Consider the following 18581-nt stretch of genomic DNA (forward strand, 5'->3'; position numbering starts at 1 on the left):
TGCAAACTCAGCAGTAAGATAGGCATCATGACCATCATTCAGATAATATGACTCAAACAGTATTAAACTATCGCATTTCACCTGAATTCTGCTCAGAAGGTAGCGCACTAATCTTGACACTAGAGCCAAGCCCAGCACCCATTTTAACTGCAAAGCGGTCAAATAACTGCTGAATTGGATCAACTGGTGTATAGTTCACCACTTCATCAAGCTCAAGCTCTTTTTCTAGCGCACGGATACTACCCGTTTTATCTGCTAAGCCAAGCTCAATAGACTGCTGACCTGTCCAGAATAAGCCCGTAAACAAATTATTTTTCTCAGGGTTTTTAAGACGATCACCACGCCCTTTTTTAACCGCATCAATAAAGTGTTGATGCGTGTTATTTAATACCCCTTCAACATGCTCACGCTCAAAGTCAGTCATCGGACGAGACAAACTCAAAATATCTTTATATTCACCAGCAGTCAGGGTACGGTCTTTCACACCAACTTTATCTAATAATCCTTCAATATCATAACTTGGCATAATCACACCAATTGAGCCAACCAAACTTGAAGGGTTCACATAAATTTCATTGGATGCTGAAGCAATATAATACGCACCAGAAGCACCAATATCACCAATCACAGCATATAGCTTTTTATCAGGATACTGCTCACGTAAATCCATCATATTCTGCCAGATAAGGTCTGACTGGACAGGTGAACCACCCGGAGAGTTGATATTTAATGCCACTGCTTTCGCATTTGGATTTTCAAAAGCACGAGTCAAGGCTTCGTTAATATCATCTGCATTTGCAACTTCACTTTCACTGATAACGCCCTGAACATCTACCACAGCAAGGTGTGGATTTTTGGAGTCTATTCCTTCAATGCCTGTACTATCACTTGAGCTACAACCTCTACCCATAATGATAAAGATTAAAATTAGATATCCAAATGTTAATAACTTAAAAAATATACTCCAACGACGCGCACGACGTTGTTCCTCAATACTGGCAAGAAGTGTTTTCTCAAGTAAATGCCACTCCCGACCTGCAATATTAGCAGGCATTTGCTGATGAGGTTGAGGCACATTGTTATTGGAATTACTGGGTTTATTTGGATCTGGTGGCCAACTAGACATAATTCTTTCTTTTCCTTAAACAATCGATAAGGTTGTTTCGTTATTAAAATAGAATGATGGAACAACAAGATGTAGTATGGTAAACGATATTCATACCACAGCCAATGTTTAGAATATGGTCTATGGTAGTTTTTGTGTTGCCAGTATGTGTGCTTTCCATCAAGGATTCAACAGCACTTTGTTGATAGTTGGCTAAGTGTATTACACTTTGCTGGCTATATACAGAGGTGATACATATTTAACACCAATACATCTTACTACTGGTAATTTTTTTTGGTCAATGGGTGATAAAAATAGAAAAACCCAATACTGCTTATAGGTTTTGTTGAACATTTATCTTTATTGGAAAAATTAAGAAACTGATATTAACAAGCAGTGTCTTAGTCAATGCAATGGCTACAGGTCATATCAGGATAATTAGCTTAACGGGGTAAAGATTCAATAGATGCTAGTTCAGTATCTAGTAATGAAGTGGACTTTCTCAATTGTCTACCTGTCACCACATGCACACTGGCAGGCTCAAATCTATCTAACATCTCTTGGCTAAAATAAGCAGGTGCTGGTGTTAGCCAATATTGTTGAGTCAATACTGGCATCTGTATACCATTTTGTGTGCTGGTTTTTATACTATGATTTATATCATCTTGTGGACACATTAATGACCACATCTGCCATAACTGCGCATCATCACCCGCATTAAAAATGATACTTATCTTTTGTCGTTGAGAGTTGTTATTAGACTGGTTATTAGACTTACTGTTCAACCTATTATTAATATTATCCAAATTATCAGGCTCAATTTTGCTATCTAAACCATCAAGCCTGTAGATATCTTTATCAAAACTTACAGACGTTGTTGTACGTATTTGAATGGCACAATGCCACAGCTTAGGCTCTGGCAGAGTTGCCCATCCTGTCATTGCTTCTATCTGCCAAAGCTGGGAAGGACTTTCCCACACTTGAGTTGGCGCACAAGCTCTAGGGGTAATAGACTGTGTACCATCAGGCATATTATCCAATACTTGCTCTAGATAATGCTGACTGGTAGTCGCTTGATAACCTGCTAGCCAGTATAAATTAATAGGCATATCTTGACGTAAATAAAGAACAGATTGCGCCAACCATTGTGTTGGTGTTTGAACAATCACCCCTGTTAGCTTATGCACCCCCTGTTTTTTTAATTGCTCATAAAGTGTTTGTGCCACATTTTGAGCCAGCATCATACTTGCCTCTGCTGATTTTTCTTTCATTGAAGCATAACCTGATGGATAGCTGGATAATAATAGCCATACTTCCTTATCACTCCCCTGCCCCTGTTGTAGTAATACAGCCGATGTATTGGTTTCAGACACTGATAAAGTTTGTATACTTAGTTGATGGGAAGTTAATGCTTGCTTAGATGAATCAATAGCAGGTATGACTCCCATCTTTGCCAATAGCATCAAGAGACTCAATAGCAAAGCAGGCATACTAAGCCAACGGCTTAACAATCCTTTTGGTAATATCCACGGTAATAGACTAAGATAAATCACCAGTAGCATGGGCAAAGTAATCGTGGTATATAACCAACCTGAACCACTGGCAACATTTTGCAACCAAACCAAAATACCGTGAAACTGTGTTAATAACAGAATAATTAATGACCATAGTACATTTGCCACTGCTGGTACAACAAAATACAACACACCTGCAAATAGATTTAATGGAACCAATATCCAGCCGTAAAAATTAATGGCAAATAGATTAACCAGCATACCCCAAATAGATACCTTGCCAAACAACCATAATGTAATCGGTAATAAAGCAAAAAACATCCATACCTGTAACCAAACAAACGCCCATAACATTTGCCATAATCGATGAGCATACTGCGTTGATAGCGCCTTATTTGATAGCTGTTTTAGTGGCGCTTTTTGGTATTGCTGATGATGTCGGTGATAGGTTGCCTCCAGCATTTGTACTCGTTGAGAATAGACTACCAACATAGCAACCGCAGTAAAAGAAAGCCAAAACCCTGCCTGCCACAATACAAATGGATCTAAAAATGCCATTAATACTGCCAGCCCCATAAGTGGCTTAAATACGGAAGCACCTACCAATAAATAACGCAAGACACCTAACAATAGTAACATCCATGCTGTCCGCGCCGCTGGTACATCAAACCCAGTAAACCACGCATAACCAAAAGCAGACACAACCGCAATCACATAGCGCAACTGCCAACGGCTCACATAACGATATACTTCTGGTATAAACCGTGTCACCACCGCACTACTTATACCTGCCAGCCAAATCGCCAAAAATAAGACATGTGTTCCAGAGATTGCCAGTAAATGAGTAATACCTGCAAACTGATATAGCTGTGTCGTCTCATTGCTAATAAGACTACGATCTCCTGTCAATAGACTCAACGTCACTGCCATTGCTTGATCTGGCTGAACACTAGGGGTTATATAGCTTTCTTTTGCTCTCTCTTTTTCTAATGACAATTGCTGTAGATGCTGGCGAATAGCAAAGCGTTTATGGTTAATATTTTGCTGAAAAGAGGCAAACAATCCCTGTGCATGATAAGGCTCAATATCCTCTATCTGGGCAGATAAAATATGTGCTGTGGCAGTGGCATGACGTGTAGAAAGCCAACGATAACCATCGAAAGCATCTTTATCTACTTGTGGCTCTATTGGATACAGTGCCAAACGCATTTTTACTTGTTGATTTGGTGCTAAATCATTTAGCCACTGATATTGTGCTTCTTTACTTTGCACCATTACTGTCATTTGCTGAGGCAAAGTAACTCTTTCTAGTAAATGTGTATCATCAGGCTCTACAGCAGAGTCTGCCATAGCCAGTGGATTATTACGGACAGTCACATCACGCAATTGCACTTGTTCAGCTTCATCAAAAGTTCGAATGTCTTGTAAAGTTGCTAATAAACGATAGCTACGGATGGCTTTTGAATTTAAATGTGATGCTTCTATATCTATATTAGAAGTTTTTAAACTGTTGTTTTTATTGTTGTTTTTATTGTTGTTTTTATTGTTGTTTTTATGATTATGTTTATTATTACTATTATTCTGCTCCCTAATAGCAGGCTCTATTAGCATTTGCTTATCACTCAGCGCAATAGGACGTACCATCGCTTCCACATACACAACATGAGGAACTGACTGCACCAACAACTGCTGACGGACAAATAGACTTTGGCAAACCACTGCCAATAACAATGCAAAAATAATGCAGATATGCGTAAGATGGTCAAAGAATAAGGTAAACTGCTTTCTTTTTATATCGTCCTTGATATAACAACATGACCATTTATAAAGAAAAAAATTAGGGAATTTAGAGCAAGGAAATCGAAAAAAGCACAAACGTAATAGCCAGATTGTACTTGCTATCAATAACAAAAGCCATACAACACTCTGAAAATGTGACGCAGGAATATTGTGTAACAGCTCTGCCATTGTACTGGGCTGAATGGACAAAATTGCCAGCATAATCAACAATGCCAACACGCTAGCTACCCAAAACACCACTATTTTTCCTACCAATAGTTATATAGTAAGGATAGATAGTAGCGAATCTGATTTATAACTGTCAATTAAATTTACAATGGCTTTTTAATACTACTCCAAAAAATGATTTCTATCATAGTACAAAATAACAGACCTATAATTATCAAAAACTATCAAAATGCTTATCTAGTAACTGCTTATACCTCCTGTTATATATTCTTACACTTATAACGTTGCCCACTGTCCATTTTTTAATAGCAACTGTCTATCTGCCAATGCCGCCAAGTTACGGTCATGTGTGACCATTAATAATGCCGTTTTAAGTGTACTTTGTAACTCAGCCAATAACTCAAAAATACTTTGAGCATTATCATAATCTAAATTACCTGTTGGCTCATCTGCTAAAACCAGTGCAGGGTTAGTGACCAATGCTCGGGCAATTGCAACACGCTGGCGCTCACCACCAGACAGCTCTCCTGGACGATGTGGTAAACGATGACCCAATCCAACCTTTTCCAATAAATCTACTGCTCGACTACGCGCCTCATCAATAGATACCTCTTTACGCATTAATAAAGGCATTGCCACATTTTCTACCGCAGTAAACTCTGGCAATAGATGGTGAAACTGATAAATAAACCCTAAATGCTGATTGCGCATATTTCCACGCTCAGTCTCATTCATATGATTAAGGCACTTACCTTGTAGCCACACCTCACCCGAGGTTGGAACATCCAGTCCACCCAGTAGATGTAACAGTGTACTTTTTCCTGAACCACTCGTACCAACAATCGCAATACGCTCACCTGCTTGTACCGTTAAATCTAACCCTGTTAGTACCTGTGTACGAATACTACCTTCATCATACACTTTACTGATATTTGTAGCGGTCAAAATAGCAGACATGAATATTCCTTATAAACCTAATAATCTAGTAACCATATTTATTAACATGTAATTTATCTAATGTGCTTACCCAGCTCATTTACTCATAGCGTAACGTCTGAGCTGGCTGGATTTTAGCAGCACGTCGAGCAGGATATATTGTTGCTAAAAAGCTTAATAAAAAGGAAGTACTGGTAATAATAAGTACATCCAACCAGCGCAACTGTGATGGTAAATAATTAATAAAGTAAGCATCAAATAAGTGTAAAGAAAATGTCTGATTGACCCAACCTAAAACATCACCAATAGTCAATGCTAAAATCACACCGAGGATTGTTCCTGTAACTGTACCAATCACTCCAATAACCACACCCTGAACCATAAATACCTGTGTAATCAGCTTTGGTGAAGCACCAAATGTCTTCAAAATTGCAATATCTGCTTTTTTATCTGTTACCAACATCACCAAGCTCGACACAATATTAAAGGCCGCAACAATAATAATTAAAAACAGCAATAGTCCCACCATTGCCTTCTCCATCTGGATAGCACCAAACAGATTGCCATGCGTATTTGTCCAATCATTTGCATACAACATATCTGGAGCAATATTTCTTGCCCTATCTGCAACTTGTGGTGCTTTAAAAATATTATGTAGCTTCATACGGATGCCTTGCGCACCCTCAGGTAAACGCAATAACTTGGCTGCATCATTCATCGGAATAAAAGCCACCAAATTATCCACCTCACGGCTAATATTGAATGCACCAGATACCGTAAAGCGCTTAAATCTTGGAATCACACCAGCAGGTGATGGTGATGCTTCTGGTAAAACTAACGTTACCTTATCGCCAACTTGTAACCCAAGTGCCTGAAGCATACTTTCACCCAAAACGATATTAAACTCACCTGCCTGCAAGCTATCAATACTACCCTGTACCATATGATTATTAATGATAGATACTTGTTGCTCATACTCAGGCTCAATACCAGTCACCATAATACCAGCAACCTGACCATTTGCTGTCAACATCCCCTGTAGCTCAATAAATGGTGCAGCCGCCACAACCTCTGGGTCTTTCTTAATCTCATCGGCTAATGCTGGCCAATCTGTAATAATCTCACCTGCACTAACCGTCGCCTGTGGTACCATACCCAAAATACGAGTTTTTAACTCACGGTCAAAGCCATTCATCACGGATAGCACAGTAATCAATACTGCCACACCCAAAGTTAGCCCTACCATAGAGATGAGAGAAATCAAAGAAATAAATCGATTACTGCGCTCAGCACGGGTATATCGTAAACCAAGAAATAACGCTAAGGGTCGAAACATAATTAATACTCTATCATCTTAAATAACAAGAACAGCATATTTAGGTTTTATCATATATGACACATATCAAAGTCTACTAAATATCTCAAGATTCATACTATTTGCAAATAACAACCTAAAATACCATCTTATCTGGCTTAGTTATTTACCAAAATAGCAACTCAATAGACCCTACAATCATAAAAAGGACATAGTTTGACATAAAATGATACTCATTGCCTATGTTTAATAGCCACTGGCTACTTTTTTATAGTAAAGCAATCATAAAGCTGTAAAAATATATTCAAATACCTTAAAAGCTCCAAATTAAACTGAAGGGTAAATAGACCATATTCTTATTTCATCTTTTGTGTTATACAGCCAACACCAACGAATACCTCACTGGCTAGTAAACAATAAAAAGCCCTAACGCCATCTTGTAATTTTTATATCTGCCCCTATCTAAGAGAAGAGATAAAAATGGCAAACATACCAAACATTAGCATTTAAATACCAGCGATTAAGTCTATGACTATGACAACACATTACAAATATCAATCAACACAAACACCAAACCAATCACCTATCAAGGTTACGCTAACTTCAGAGCAGACTGCAGGGCATAGTGACCACTGGCAAATACTTACTAACGATATCACCCAAGTACCTAACTGGCTGAGTTTATCTATTGATACCGCAGGTCTACCAAGCGGACTACATACCCAACAAGATACTCAAAAGCAAGACCACTTATTACTCTCAGATAAACATACCTGTCATATCAATCAAATACTTGCCATTGATAATGGCAAACCGAAACATTTTGTCAATGCCTTCCCTTGTGTCAATAGCCCCTATGGAGCTAACTGCCAAATTGAACGTATTATTATTAATGAGCAAACACAAGACGCCGTACTTCGTCTAATTAGTGAAGACGGCAGTATCATATACGCCTTTGATCAATTGTATAGTATCAATCACAATCAATACCAAAAAGAACATTTATACTTTGTCAATCTCAGTGGCTGGGCTTATGAAATAACACCGAGCATTCAAGATGAAGTCATACGAGTCGAAGACCCAGAAGCCATCCGTTACCACCGAGCATTTAATGATATTGTAGCGGCTAATAATGGTATTCCACCTGAAGACATCGCCGAAAAAATCAAAGCATGGCAACCAGAATCTAAAACAAGCAATGATGAGCTTGCCCCTGTAGAAATTAACCTTGGGCATATGTGCGCTTACTTATTTGGAGAAACACTGGGACAAGAAGACGAAGCATGGTGTCAAGGTCAAGTCTTAGGCATGCAAACCACCACATTTTATGAGCAAGAAATAACACTTATGGATGTCGCTATATTACGTGAACCAGATGCTAATCCTCTGGTTGTGCGATTAGCCACTCCTACTACAAATATTAAAGGCAATATCGCTGTAAATGACTACATTCAAGCCAATATTTGGCTACAGGCAGCAATTTATAGTGAAAACCAAAAAAATACTAAGTAACACACACCATCAGATGTAGAGATTGTAGAGATACTATCTATAATGCAAAACCCTGCTAAATAGCAGGGTTTTGTGGATTTATACACATAGAGTTATTTACAAAAACTAGAAAAACACGGTATCATGCTTAAAAAGCATACAAAAATATAATAACAGTGACTATCTGTTATCTTTCTAAGTTGCCTCTTATGAAACAAAATCGTATTAAACACAATTACCACTCTGAGCTAAAGCCTACCATTATTGCCATTAATAAAAACCATATCTACCAAAAACCTTTTAAACTTCCACGTCATCAGTTTTTACCACTCTGTTTCTTTATCTCTGGTGCCATATTGATACAACTCTTTTTGTAATCATTCATCTTATTTAGCATACTAACCACTAATTCTTTAATTAGGTAATTAGGATCTGCTGAACTTTTACCACGTTATACTAATATCTACAAGGAATACAGCTACTTTTTACTTTCATGTAACAATTGGCTAAATTCTCCTATGAAGATGAATGTTCAACAGAACCTAATATCCTTATTAATGAACAGATAAAAACATATAAAAAAGCACCCAAATCTGAGTGCTTTTTAAAGTATTGTGCTATCAAACTAGCTAACAATACCTACTAACGAAGGACTATAACATATGGTCATCACTGACTAATATGGTTACGCCTGTTCAGTAATCTCAACAATACGCTTATATAAACTTTTTTGCTCTTCACTTGGTTTTGCACTTTGTAGCGCCATCAACTGGCTCATATCACCATCAACTCGAATATCACCCGACATAAATGCTTGCATTGCCTTATTCATATCAAAGTTAAAAGCCAAGTCTTTTAATGCTGATTCAGTTAAAGTAACCGTTGTTGACGCAGAAGCTTTACCCTTTTTTAACTTACCTTCTTCTAGATAAGCTTCAATCTCTTCACCCTGATTAGTTACTTTCAGGTTCATTACCATACTTGCTAATGATGGTGGTAAATTCAAGTCGCCTGCTTCCTGATTTAACTGTTCTACTTGTTCAAACCACTCATCTGTTAAAAATACTGCCATAATCATATCCTATTGTTCAGTTAAGTAATGGACTCAATTGTAGTGATATTTTCTATCCATACAATCCATCTTGTTCTTGAATATTTGCAAGAGTCTAATTCAATTATTAGATACTCTACCATAACTTGGACCTGATTGTAGCAACCTCAACAACAACTGTCTTAAAAATTTATGACTACTTATTATTGAATTTTGTTAATAGCACTCCCTGCCTATATAACAACCGTTGATTGTCTCCCAATACAAATAAATATATTTAGAACAAATAAAAGAGATGGCTATAGCCCAGCCCAACTCCAGCAGCTCTGTAGTACAACAAACTATAGTAAACATCCAGTGTGCTGTTACTTATTCGTCATTATTTTGTCTATATCACCATAAACCAGAAGCATTATCGACCATTTAGACCAAACTATTAGCTTATTTAGTCTAAAACTGGGATTGACTAATCTTTTCCTTACAAATATTATGGTTTTTTAAGATTTGACTGAATCGTCAGATGATATTTCTATTGCTTTAGGTTACAATAGGACAATGTTTAGACAAAATCGGGAGTTTTAACTCATAGATAGTAATATAACCTTAACTTAACGTCTACTTACACGTTAATCATGGGTCATTTGCTAAGTAGCCATCGCCACTTCTAATATGTTTGCGACATTACTTATATTGTACACATTTGGGATCTACTCTAAGTATTGAGAGATTCGACAGTAAAAGAGTCTACTAAAGATACTCACTACTGTCCTTTATAAGATAATGATGAAGACTATATGTAAAAATGTCTACTTTAAATAGTAGCCAAACATAGCGATTCATATCGATATTCGTGTTTTGAGTCAATGATATTGGGCGATGTCTTAATCTGTAGTTACTTCTACTGATCATTCGGGCTGTAAAGGAAATCTTCCAATGAGTTTACAAAACACAGCAGTCGCCTCAATCGACAAAGATTACGAAATCACCATCGTCCGATACTTTACTATCATGACAGTGATTTGGGGCATCATCGGGATGAGCCTCGGTGTTTTTATTGCATCGCAGTTAGCATGGCCATTTCTTAATTTTGATATACCTTGGCTGACGTTCAGTCGACTAAGGCCTCTTCATACTAATGCAGTTATTTTTGCCTTTGGTGGTTCTGCATTATTTGCAACATCTTACTATATCGTACAGCGGACGTGTAAAACACGACTCTTCGCACCTTACCTTGCTTGGTTTACCTTTTGGGGATGGCAAGCAATTATTGTTGCCGCTGTTATATCTCTTCCTCTAGGATATACCACATCAAAAGAATACGCAGAGCTTGAGTGGCCAATTGATATCATGATTGCAGTAGTTTGGGTTGCCTATGCTATTGTTTTCTTTGGTACGGTCATCAAACGTAAAACCTCACATATCTATGTTGCTAACTGGTTCTTTGCAGCTTTTATCATCACAATTGCCTTATTACACATTGTGAATAGCTTAGCAATTCCAGTATCACCCATGAAGTCTTATTCATTATTTGGTGGTGCAACAGATGCGATGGTACAGTGGTGGTATGGTCACAATGCTGTCGGCTTTTACCTAACCGCGGCCTTCTTAGGGATGATGTACTACTTTGTTCCTGTTCAGATTGGACGACCTGTTTACTCTTATCGACTATCTATTGTTCACTTCTGGGCACTTATCGCAGCTTATATGTGGGCAGGTGGTCACCATCTTCACTACTCAGCACTACCAGACTGGGCACAGTCTTTAGGTATGGTCTTCTCAATCATTCTATTTGCACCTTCTTGGGGTGGGATGATTAACGGGGTACTTACCTTATCAGGTAGCTGGGACAAACTACGTACAGACCCCATCATTCGCTTCTTGATTGTGGCATTGTCATTCTATGCGATGTCTACATTTGAAGGACCAATGATGTCTATTAAGACTGTTAACGCCTTATCACATGATACTGACTGGACTATTGGTCACGTTCACTCAGGCGCACTGGGTTGGGTTGGTATGATTACTATTGGTTCAATATATGTACTATTACCACGTATTTATAACAAACCAAAAATGTACTCTACACCATTAATTACAGCTCACTTCTGGTTAGCAACAGCAGGTACTATTTTCTATATCGTATCTATGTGGATATCAGGTATTGGTCAAGGTATGATGTGGCGTCAAACTAACCCAGATGGCACACTTGTATATAGCTTCATTGATACAGTTGAGTTTTCTCACTATCCTTATATCGGACGTGCTTTTGGTGGTCTACTATATGTAAGTGGTATGTTTGTTATGGCATACAACTGCTATAAAACACTCAAAATGCCTGATGCAATACCTCAAGGTACAGCAGACCCTACAGATCATGATACTGTCCCATTAAAGGACGTTGATACACAACCTGTGAAAGTATAAGGAGCAATCATGGCGGGTACACCACATGAAATAATTGAGAAAAATACAGGTCTATTGGTCATCTTTATCGTGATTGCTATTAGCTTTGCAACCTTGGTTGAGATTGTACCTTTGATCTTTGATACAAAATCTGGTGATGAAGGTGGTGTCAACCAGCCACTACCTACTATGGAGCCATGGTCACCACTAGAGTTGGCTGGACGAGATATCTATATCCGTGAAGGCTGCCACGTCTGTCATACACAGATGATTCGTCCACTACGTGCAGAAGTAGAGCGCTATGGGCCATATTCACGTGCAGCAGAATCTGTTTGGGACCATCCATTTTTATGGGGTTCAAAACGTACTGGTCCTGACTTAGCACGTGTTGGTGGACGCTACTCTGATGACTGGCAAAAAGAGCATCTTATTGCACCAAGATCACTTGTTCCTGAATCTGTTATGCCTAACTTCCCTTGGTTAGAACATAACGAAGTTGATGGTGCAGATATTCAAGCAAAAATGCGTCTTTTCCGTGATCGTTTTGGTTTGCCCTATACAGATGAAGACATTGAGGGTGCTCCTGACCAAGTTATGGGTGCAACTGAGCTTGATGCTGTTGTTGCCTATCTTCAGCAGTTAGGTACTGCGATGGAAGGACAACGCTAATGAATTTAGGCCTATTACAATCTATTGCAACTGTAGCAGCCTTTATAGCATTCATAGGTATCACTTGGTGGGCATTCTCACCAAAAAATAAAAAACGATTTGAAGAAGATGCACAACTTGCGTTCGATGATGATGATCAAGAAAGCTCATCATCTTCTAAGCAACGCAATAAGGATAAATGATGAGCATATTTTGGAGTTCATGGATTACTATCTTGAGTATCGGCTGCTGGCTGTTTATTCTCGGTGTGCTAATTTTTGTTTTAAAATACAAGCCTGAAGTACAAGAAGATGGTACAACAGGACATGCTTATGATGGTATTAAAGAATACGATAAGCCACTACCAAAATGGTGGTTAGTCATTTTCTTTGGTTCTATTGTTTGGGGTGTACTGTACTGGGTACTTTTCCCAGCGCTACTTCCTGGAATCTGGCATGGTGCATCCACAGTAGAAGTTGATGGTGAAACGAAACCTTGGACTTCCGTCAACGAACTATATAGTAATCTTGAAACAAATAATAAAATCTTTACTGATAACTTTGAGCAAAATATTTTGCCAGACGCCACTGCCGTGCAGCAGCTAAAGCAACTTAGTGATCTACAAGCAGAGCAACGCAGACAAGAAACACCATCTGCTGAGCTACAAACACAGATTGATGAAAATATCAATAAACTGGCACCTTATGTTGTCTCATTATCACAAGACCCGAAAGCATTAATGCTTGGTCAGCGCCTATTTTTACAAAACTGTGCGCTGTGTCATGGCTCTAACGCGACAGGTGCGACAGGTTATCCAAACTTAACTGACAATGACTGGTTGTATGGTGGCAAAGCTGAAGATATCTTAACCACAGTACATAATGGTCGTATCGGTGGTATGCCTGCATGGCGTGATGATATTGGCGAAGATGGTGTACGAGCTGCTTCAGAGTATGTTCTATCATTATCTCCTAGCCATGGTGACGTTAAAGGTAAATCTTATAGTAATGGTGAGCTTGATCAAACTTTAGTTAAACAAGGTTCAGCGATTTTCCAACAAAAATGCGCCCTATGTCATGGTGAAGATGGAAAAGGCATGCACTCTACTGGTGCGCCAAATCTAACTGATGATATCTGGCTTTATGGTGGTCAGCGTGAAGTTGTACGCAATACAGTCCGTCATGGCCGTGCTGGTGTCATGCCTGCATGGGAAAGCAAACTTGGTAATGAGCGTATCATGTTGATTGCAGCTTATATCTACTCACTTAGAGATGGTGGACAACCTCTTCCAGACTCTACGGGTAACTAAGCTAAATTAGTATTTTTCAGTACCTCATTCATTGTTATATATTTAAGGTAAACATTAGAAAAGGACTGTTAATGCAGTCCTTTTTTTATAAATCCAAGTTTATATAAACTAAAATATATCTGCTTTTATTGTTCTTTTATCTGTCACTATTGTTATGGATTTTCTCATAACTGCCCTCATATAAAAGAACAATACAAGTGATATGAGTTATCCAACATATCCGCTATATTCTTAATAATAAATGATCATAGGGCTGATGATGTTATGACATTAGTTTTCAATATATCTATAGTTTTAAGTTTAAAAAAATTCTCATAGCCAGCCAGCAAACTGACTCTTTATTAACAAGGTGAAAGTATGTCAGCACAGCAATCCAAACAAATACCTGTCCATCAAGTCGATCTTGATGCCACTAAAAAACAAGTCCACCCACGATTCGTTAGAGGGTTATATCAAAATATTCGACTGGTCAGCATGTACTTTTTGTTGGCTCTATTTTTACTCTTACCATGGTTACGTTATGATGGTCGCCAAGCCATCTGGTTTGATGTTCCCTCACAACATTACTATATTTTTGGGCTAACTCTGTTTCCACAAGATTTTTATTTTGTGGCGTTCTTTTTTATCATTGCCGCTTTTACCTTATTCATGGTAACCGTCTATGCAGGACGTGTTTGGTGTGGTTATGCTTGTCCACAAACTATTTGGACACACTTATACCAACATGTTGAAAAATGGGTATTAGGAGAGCGTAATAAACGGATTAAATTTGATAAAGAGCCATGGAGTGCCAGTAAAATTGCTAAAAAAGCCCTAATACACTTTATTTGGTTTACTATGTCAGTTATCACAGCACTGACATTTGTTAGCTATGTATCTGGGACTGACTTTTTATATCATAGTTGGACAAGTATTAGTGTCATTCCTTTTCCTGACTGGCCAACATGGGTATGGGTATCGATGTTTATCTTTACCTTTGCCACTTATGCCAATGCTGGCTATATGCGTGAGCAGATGTGTATCCATATCTGTCCATATGGGCGTTTCCAGAGTGTAATGTTCGATAAAGATACGCTGATTGTATCTTATGACTATAACCGAGGCGAACCACGCGGACCACGTAAGAAAGGAACACATCCTGAGAATCTCGGTGACTGTGTACAGTGTACCATGTGTGTTCAGGTCTGCCCGACAGGGATTGATATTCGTGATGGTCTGCAAGTCGCCTGTATTCAGTGTGCAGCTTGTGTTGATGCTTGTAATGAAATTATGGATAAAGTTGGTTACCCACGTGGGCTTATCCGCTATACCACTGAACGACAACTGGTAGAAAAAGAAAAAAGTCGTCTACTTCGTCCTCGACTATTTGCCTACTCTGCCTTATTAATCTTCTTAATCTCTGTCTCTCTCTATACCTTGACAGATAGGGTTCCACTAGAAATTGATATTCGCCGTGACCGTAATCAACTTTCATCTATCAATGCTGAGGGTATGATTGAAAACAGCTATATTATTAAAGTAACCAATAAAACTCAGCAAGCACATGATTACCTCATCACACTAACACCACAAGATGGTCTAACACTACGCACTCGCTTTAGCAGTTTGCCTCTTAATGCTGGAGAAAGTTATGACTTGCCGATAAGAATCATTGGTGATCCAAGCATCGTTAAGAAAGGTCAGACTCAAATTGAGCTAAATGTCGATAGTAAAGATGGGCAATATCATGTTTCAAAACAAAATGTATTTACCACACAAGGGCAAGACTAAAACGTGGCATAATATGGTCTTGATGCAAAATGTAACTGAAAGAGGCACTAATGGCTCAACATAATACCCCTTATCTAGATGAGAATACAAGGCTGACTCGCAATTCAACAAATGACTTTAAACCTCAAGATAGTCAGCCTTGGTATAAAAACTATATGGTCATTATCTTTGTGATTGGTATGCCTGCTTTTGTCGTCATTGCTTGTATTTGGTTCGTCTTTTATTCAGTACAGATTAAAGACACTGTAGTACGTGATGACTGGTATATGGATGGTAAAACTCTATACCAAGATGTCTCTCGTGATAAACTGGCTCATGATTTAGACCTGAATGGTAAAATGATGTTTGAGGATAATAATCAAGTCAGTTTTTATTTAAACTATCCTGAGCAAAGTTTACAAGATGGCAAGTTATTAGATGGCTCTGCATTGGTCTATCCAGATACTTTAGAGCTATCAATATCGCATGCAACAGATATCAATAAAGACCGTGAGGCAGTATTACAACACCAAGAAGGTAACCTTTATACTGCCCATATTGAACTTGATCCCCTACCCTCAAAATATTATGTGCAAGTAAGTAATCAGGGTAATCAAAACTGGAGATTGCGAGAAGTTGGTGAGCTACCTGCCAGCACTATTGAGTTCCATCCTCTACAATCATTTGATAAAAACTAACAACCATAGTCAACATTAAATGTAATGTTGACTATGATATATATTACAACATAGGATTAATTGTTGGGATTTTTTTCTTCTCTGCCTTAGAGCTGGAGGACTGTACAAATTTTGGGTTAAAAGTCTGTACTGCAGGTGCAACAGGCAAGCCTATCTCTGCTAAACTCTCTGTTTGTCCCACTTGAATGTTATCCCCTTCAAATAAGCGCTCGTTATCATCTCTATCCAAACTTAAGTTTTCAAAATCAAACAATTCTCTATCGGCTAATTGCGATGGGGCAACATTTTGCATGGCTTTAAAAATAGATGCCAAGCGTTGCGGGTGTTCTTTATCCCATTCTCTAAGCATGTCATTAATCATCGCCCGTTGTAGATTTTTTTGACTGCCACATAAGTTACAAGGAATGATGGGGAACTGCTTGTAATTGGCATATTTAATGATGTCTTTTTCTTCCACATAGGCTAATGGGCGAATAAGCACGTTTTGCTTGTCATCGCTGAGTAGCTTAGGGGGCATGGCTTTCAGCGAGCCACCATGAAACAGGTTAAGAAAAAAAGTAGCTAAAATATCATCACGATGATGACCTAAAGCGATTTTGGTTGCCCCAATCTGTTTGGCAAAGCCGTATAATGAACCACGACGCAAACGTGAACATGCTGAACAATAAGTTTTGCCTTCAGGAACAACACTTTTAACAATGCTATAGGTATCTTTTTCTAAGATATAATGTGGTATGCCTTGCTCATTAAGATAGTTGGGTAAGATATCTTCAGGAAATCCGGGTTGTTTTTGGTCAAGATTAACCGCCACCACTTCAAAGTTAATTGGGGCAATGCGTTTTAAAAATAGCAAAATATCTAATAGTGTAAAGCTATCTTTACCACCAGAGATGCAAACCATGACCACATCGCCATCTTCAATCATATTAAAGTCACGAATTGCCCATGACACCTGTTTACGTAGCTTTTTTTGTAAGCGGCGAAAGCGTGCTGAGTCAGTACCTTGACGTTCATGCTCTGTAGCTTCAACCTGTGTTAAATCAATGTCTGAATCTATAGTGGCATTTGGGGTTATATCAGTTGCAGTCATACTCATAGGTCAGCTCAACACTCATTTATCAAATAAAACAAAATATCATGAGTAATTATAACAAATTTAACAACAGCAAACATGCCATAGCTTTAAGCTTTGATGAACATCCATCGTACTAACTCGATATTAATACGATTGACAGCGATATTTATTCTGATATTAAAAACTTTACTCAACTTTCCCAATTACTTGCAGACATTATAGTGACGCCATCGCCATTTGTGTCAAAACTCGCCCACGGGCTGTTCTTAAAACATAGCCTTGTTGTATCAAATATGGCTCAATCACATCTTCAAGTGTCCCTCTATCCTCTGCCATGGCAGCCGCAATTGCCTCAACACCTGCAGGTCCACCATCAAAACGCTCATATACCATTTCAATATATCGTCTATCAAGGTGATCCAAACCTCGGCGGTCTACGGCTAACATATCCAATGCACTATCTGCAATCTCACCTGTCACTTGTCCATTTCCTTTGACTTCTGCATAGTCACGTACACGGCGTAACAAACGGTTGGCAATACGGGGGGTACCACGTGCACGCCGAGCAACTTCTAAAGCTCCTTCTGGTGTCATACCAATATTCATCAATCGAGCTGAACGGGTGACAATGGTGGTCAAATCTTCAATACTATAAAACTCTAAGCGCTGGACAATACCAAAACGATCTCGCAGTGGGGAGGTCAATAGACCCGCACGTGTAGTCGCTGCTACTAAGGTAAATTTTGGTAAATCCAACTTAATAGAACGTGCCGCAGGACCCTCTCCAATCATAATATCCAACTGAAAGTCTTCCATTGCTGGATATAAAATCTCCTCAATAACAGGACTAAGGCGATGAATCTCATCAATAAATAAAACATCACCCTCTTCCAAATTGGTCAGCATGGCTGCTAAATCCCCTGCCCTCTCCAGTACAGGACCAGAGGTTGAGCGCAAATTTCCATCCATCTCACGGGCAATGATATTGGCAAGAGTAGTTTTTCCCAATCCTGGAGGACCAAAAATTAAAGTATGATCCAGTGCTTCACCACGATTGCGTGCTGCACCAATAAAGACCTCCATCTGCTCACGAACTACAGGCTGACCAATATAATCAGCCAATTTGGCAGGACGAATACCCATATCTGGAGCATCATCTTGACGCTCAAATGGATTAATTAACCGATTTTGCATGCGCTCTCTTCTTTATCTATATTTGAAGCTATGTTTATAACGACTATTTTGATAATTCCATCAATCAAGGCAAGTGAATCATTATCAGCATACGATAACATATCACTTTTCGTATATGGTTTATA

14 protein-coding genes are annotated in these 18581 nt (G+C 38.6%); 7 read left to right on the forward strand and 7 right to left on the reverse strand.

Annotation, left to right across the window (positions count from 1 at the left end; all coding sequences use genetic code 11):
- Positions 1 to 67: 67 nt before the first annotated feature.
- From sppA to FHK88_RS11135, 4 genes are all read right to left on the reverse strand, one after another.
- The gene (sppA, locus tag FHK88_RS11120) at positions 68 to 1126 is read right to left on the reverse strand and encodes a signal peptide peptidase SppA (protein WP_227430814.1); all 1059 of its coding nucleotides are present in this window, start codon (positions 1124 to 1126) and stop codon (positions 68 to 70) included.
- Between the two features lie 422 nt (positions 1127 to 1548).
- Positions 1549 to 4656, reverse strand: coding sequence for a ComEC/Rec2 family competence protein (locus tag FHK88_RS14380; protein WP_227430815.1), 3108 nt, complete (start codon positions 4654 to 4656; stop codon positions 1549 to 1551).
- A gap of 207 nt (positions 4657 to 4863) precedes the next feature.
- Positions 4864 to 5544: a lipoprotein-releasing ABC transporter ATP-binding protein LolD gene (gene lolD, locus FHK88_RS11130; RefSeq protein WP_227430816.1), complete on the reverse strand. Its 681-nt coding sequence runs from the start codon at positions 5542 to 5544 to the stop codon at positions 4864 to 4866.
- 79 nt (positions 5545 to 5623) lie between these two features.
- Entirely contained in the window at positions 5624 to 6859 is a 1236-nt protein-coding gene (locus tag FHK88_RS11135) for a lipoprotein-releasing ABC transporter permease subunit (protein ID WP_227430817.1), read from the reverse strand.
- Between the two features lie 513 nt (positions 6860 to 7372).
- On the opposite strand from FHK88_RS11135, the gene FHK88_RS11140 reads away from it, so the two are divergent.
- Positions 7373 to 8350, forward strand: a complete 978-nt coding sequence (locus FHK88_RS11140) for a hypothetical protein (protein WP_227430818.1) — start codon at positions 7373 to 7375, stop codon at positions 8348 to 8350.
- Positions 8351 to 9014: 664 nt separating this feature from the next.
- Here the strand turns inward: FHK88_RS11140 and FHK88_RS11145 are convergent.
- Complete coding sequence (locus tag FHK88_RS11145; protein ID WP_227430819.1) at positions 9015 to 9401, reverse strand: SCP2 sterol-binding domain-containing protein; 387 nt, start codon at positions 9399 to 9401, stop codon at positions 9015 to 9017.
- 912 nt (positions 9402 to 10313) lie between these two features.
- On the opposite strand from FHK88_RS11145, the gene ccoN reads away from it, so the two are divergent.
- From ccoN to FHK88_RS11175, 6 genes are all read left to right on the forward strand, one after another.
- Positions 10314 to 11804 carry a cytochrome-c oxidase, cbb3-type subunit I gene (gene ccoN / locus FHK88_RS11150; RefSeq protein ID WP_227430820.1) on the forward strand — a complete coding sequence of 497 codons (1491 nt, stop codon included), beginning with the start codon at positions 10314 to 10316 and terminating at the stop codon, positions 11802 to 11804.
- Between the two features lie 9 nt (positions 11805 to 11813).
- A complete protein-coding gene (ccoO, locus tag FHK88_RS11155) occupies positions 11814 to 12452 on the forward strand; it encodes a cytochrome-c oxidase, cbb3-type subunit II (RefSeq protein ID WP_227430821.1) in 639 nt (212 codons plus the stop codon).
- Positions 12452 to 12634, forward strand: coding sequence for a cbb3-type cytochrome oxidase subunit 3 (locus tag FHK88_RS11160; protein WP_227430822.1), 183 nt, complete (start codon positions 12452 to 12454; stop codon positions 12632 to 12634). Before ccoO ends, FHK88_RS11160 begins: the two co-directional genes overlap by 1 nt.
- Complete coding sequence (gene ccoP / locus FHK88_RS11165) at positions 12634 to 13740, forward strand: cytochrome-c oxidase, cbb3-type subunit III (RefSeq protein WP_227430823.1); 1107 nt, start codon at positions 12634 to 12636, stop codon at positions 13738 to 13740. Before FHK88_RS11160 ends, ccoP begins: the two co-directional genes overlap by 1 nt.
- Positions 13741 to 14097: 357 nt before the next feature.
- A complete protein-coding gene (ccoG, locus tag FHK88_RS11170; RefSeq protein ID WP_227430824.1) occupies positions 14098 to 15510 on the forward strand; it encodes a cytochrome c oxidase accessory protein CcoG in 1413 nt (470 codons plus the stop codon).
- Positions 15511 to 15665: 155 nt separating this feature from the next.
- Complete coding sequence (locus FHK88_RS11175; RefSeq protein WP_413680506.1) at positions 15666 to 16187, forward strand: FixH family protein; 522 nt, start codon at positions 15666 to 15668, stop codon at positions 16185 to 16187.
- A gap of 43 nt (positions 16188 to 16230) precedes the next feature.
- On the opposite strand, the gene ttcA is transcribed toward FHK88_RS11175, so the two are convergent.
- Positions 16231 to 17283: a tRNA 2-thiocytidine(32) synthetase TtcA gene (gene ttcA, locus FHK88_RS11180; protein ID WP_227430826.1), complete on the reverse strand. Its 1053-nt coding sequence runs from the start codon at positions 17281 to 17283 to the stop codon at positions 16231 to 16233.
- A 195-nt stretch (positions 17284 to 17478) separates the two neighbouring features.
- Entirely contained in the window at positions 17479 to 18456 is a 978-nt protein-coding gene (gene ruvB / locus FHK88_RS11185) for a Holliday junction branch migration DNA helicase RuvB (protein WP_227430827.1), read from the reverse strand.
- Between the last annotated feature and the right edge of the window lie 125 nt (positions 18457 to 18581).

The organism is Psychrobacter sp. I-STPA6b (genome assembly GCF_020662265.1).
Classification (GTDB): domain Bacteria; phylum Pseudomonadota; class Gammaproteobacteria; order Pseudomonadales; family Moraxellaceae; genus Psychrobacter.

Coding starts and splice junctions, on each gene's coding strand:
- FHK88_RS11160 (WP_227430822.1), top strand. CDS start 12,452: ATGAATTTAGGCCTATTACAATCTATTGCAACTGTAGCAGCCTTTATA.
- ccoP (WP_227430823.1), top strand. CDS start 12,634: ATGAGCATATTTTGGAGTTCATGGATTACTATCTTGAGTATCGGCTGC.
- ccoO (WP_227430821.1), top strand. CDS start 11,814: ATGGCGGGTACACCACATGAAATAATTGAGAAAAATACAGGTCTATTG.
- sppA (WP_227430814.1), bottom strand. CDS start 1,126: ATGTCTAGTTGGCCACCAGATCCAAATAAACCCAGTAATTCCAATAAC.
- ccoG (WP_227430824.1), top strand. CDS start 14,098: ATGTCAGCACAGCAATCCAAACAAATACCTGTCCATCAAGTCGATCTT.
- FHK88_RS11140 (WP_227430818.1), top strand. CDS start 7,373: ATGACAACACATTACAAATATCAATCAACACAAACACCAAACCAATCA.
- ruvB (WP_227430827.1), bottom strand. CDS start 18,456: ATGCAAAATCGGTTAATTAATCCATTTGAGCGTCAAGATGATGCTCCA.
- FHK88_RS11135 (WP_227430817.1), bottom strand. CDS start 6,859: ATGTTTCGACCCTTAGCGTTATTTCTTGGTTTACGATATACCCGTGCT.
- lolD (WP_227430816.1), bottom strand. CDS start 5,544: ATGTCTGCTATTTTGACCGCTACAAATATCAGTAAAGTGTATGATGAA.
- FHK88_RS11175 (WP_413680506.1), top strand. CDS start 15,666: ATGGTCATTATCTTTGTGATTGGTATGCCTGCTTTTGTCGTCATTGCT.
- FHK88_RS11145 (WP_227430819.1), bottom strand. CDS start 9,401: ATGGCAGTATTTTTAACAGATGAGTGGTTTGAACAAGTAGAACAGTTA.
- ccoN (WP_227430820.1), top strand. CDS start 10,314: ATGAGTTTACAAAACACAGCAGTCGCCTCAATCGACAAAGATTACGAA.
- ttcA (WP_227430826.1), bottom strand. CDS start 17,283: ATGAGTATGACTGCAACTGATATAACCCCAAATGCCACTATAGATTCA.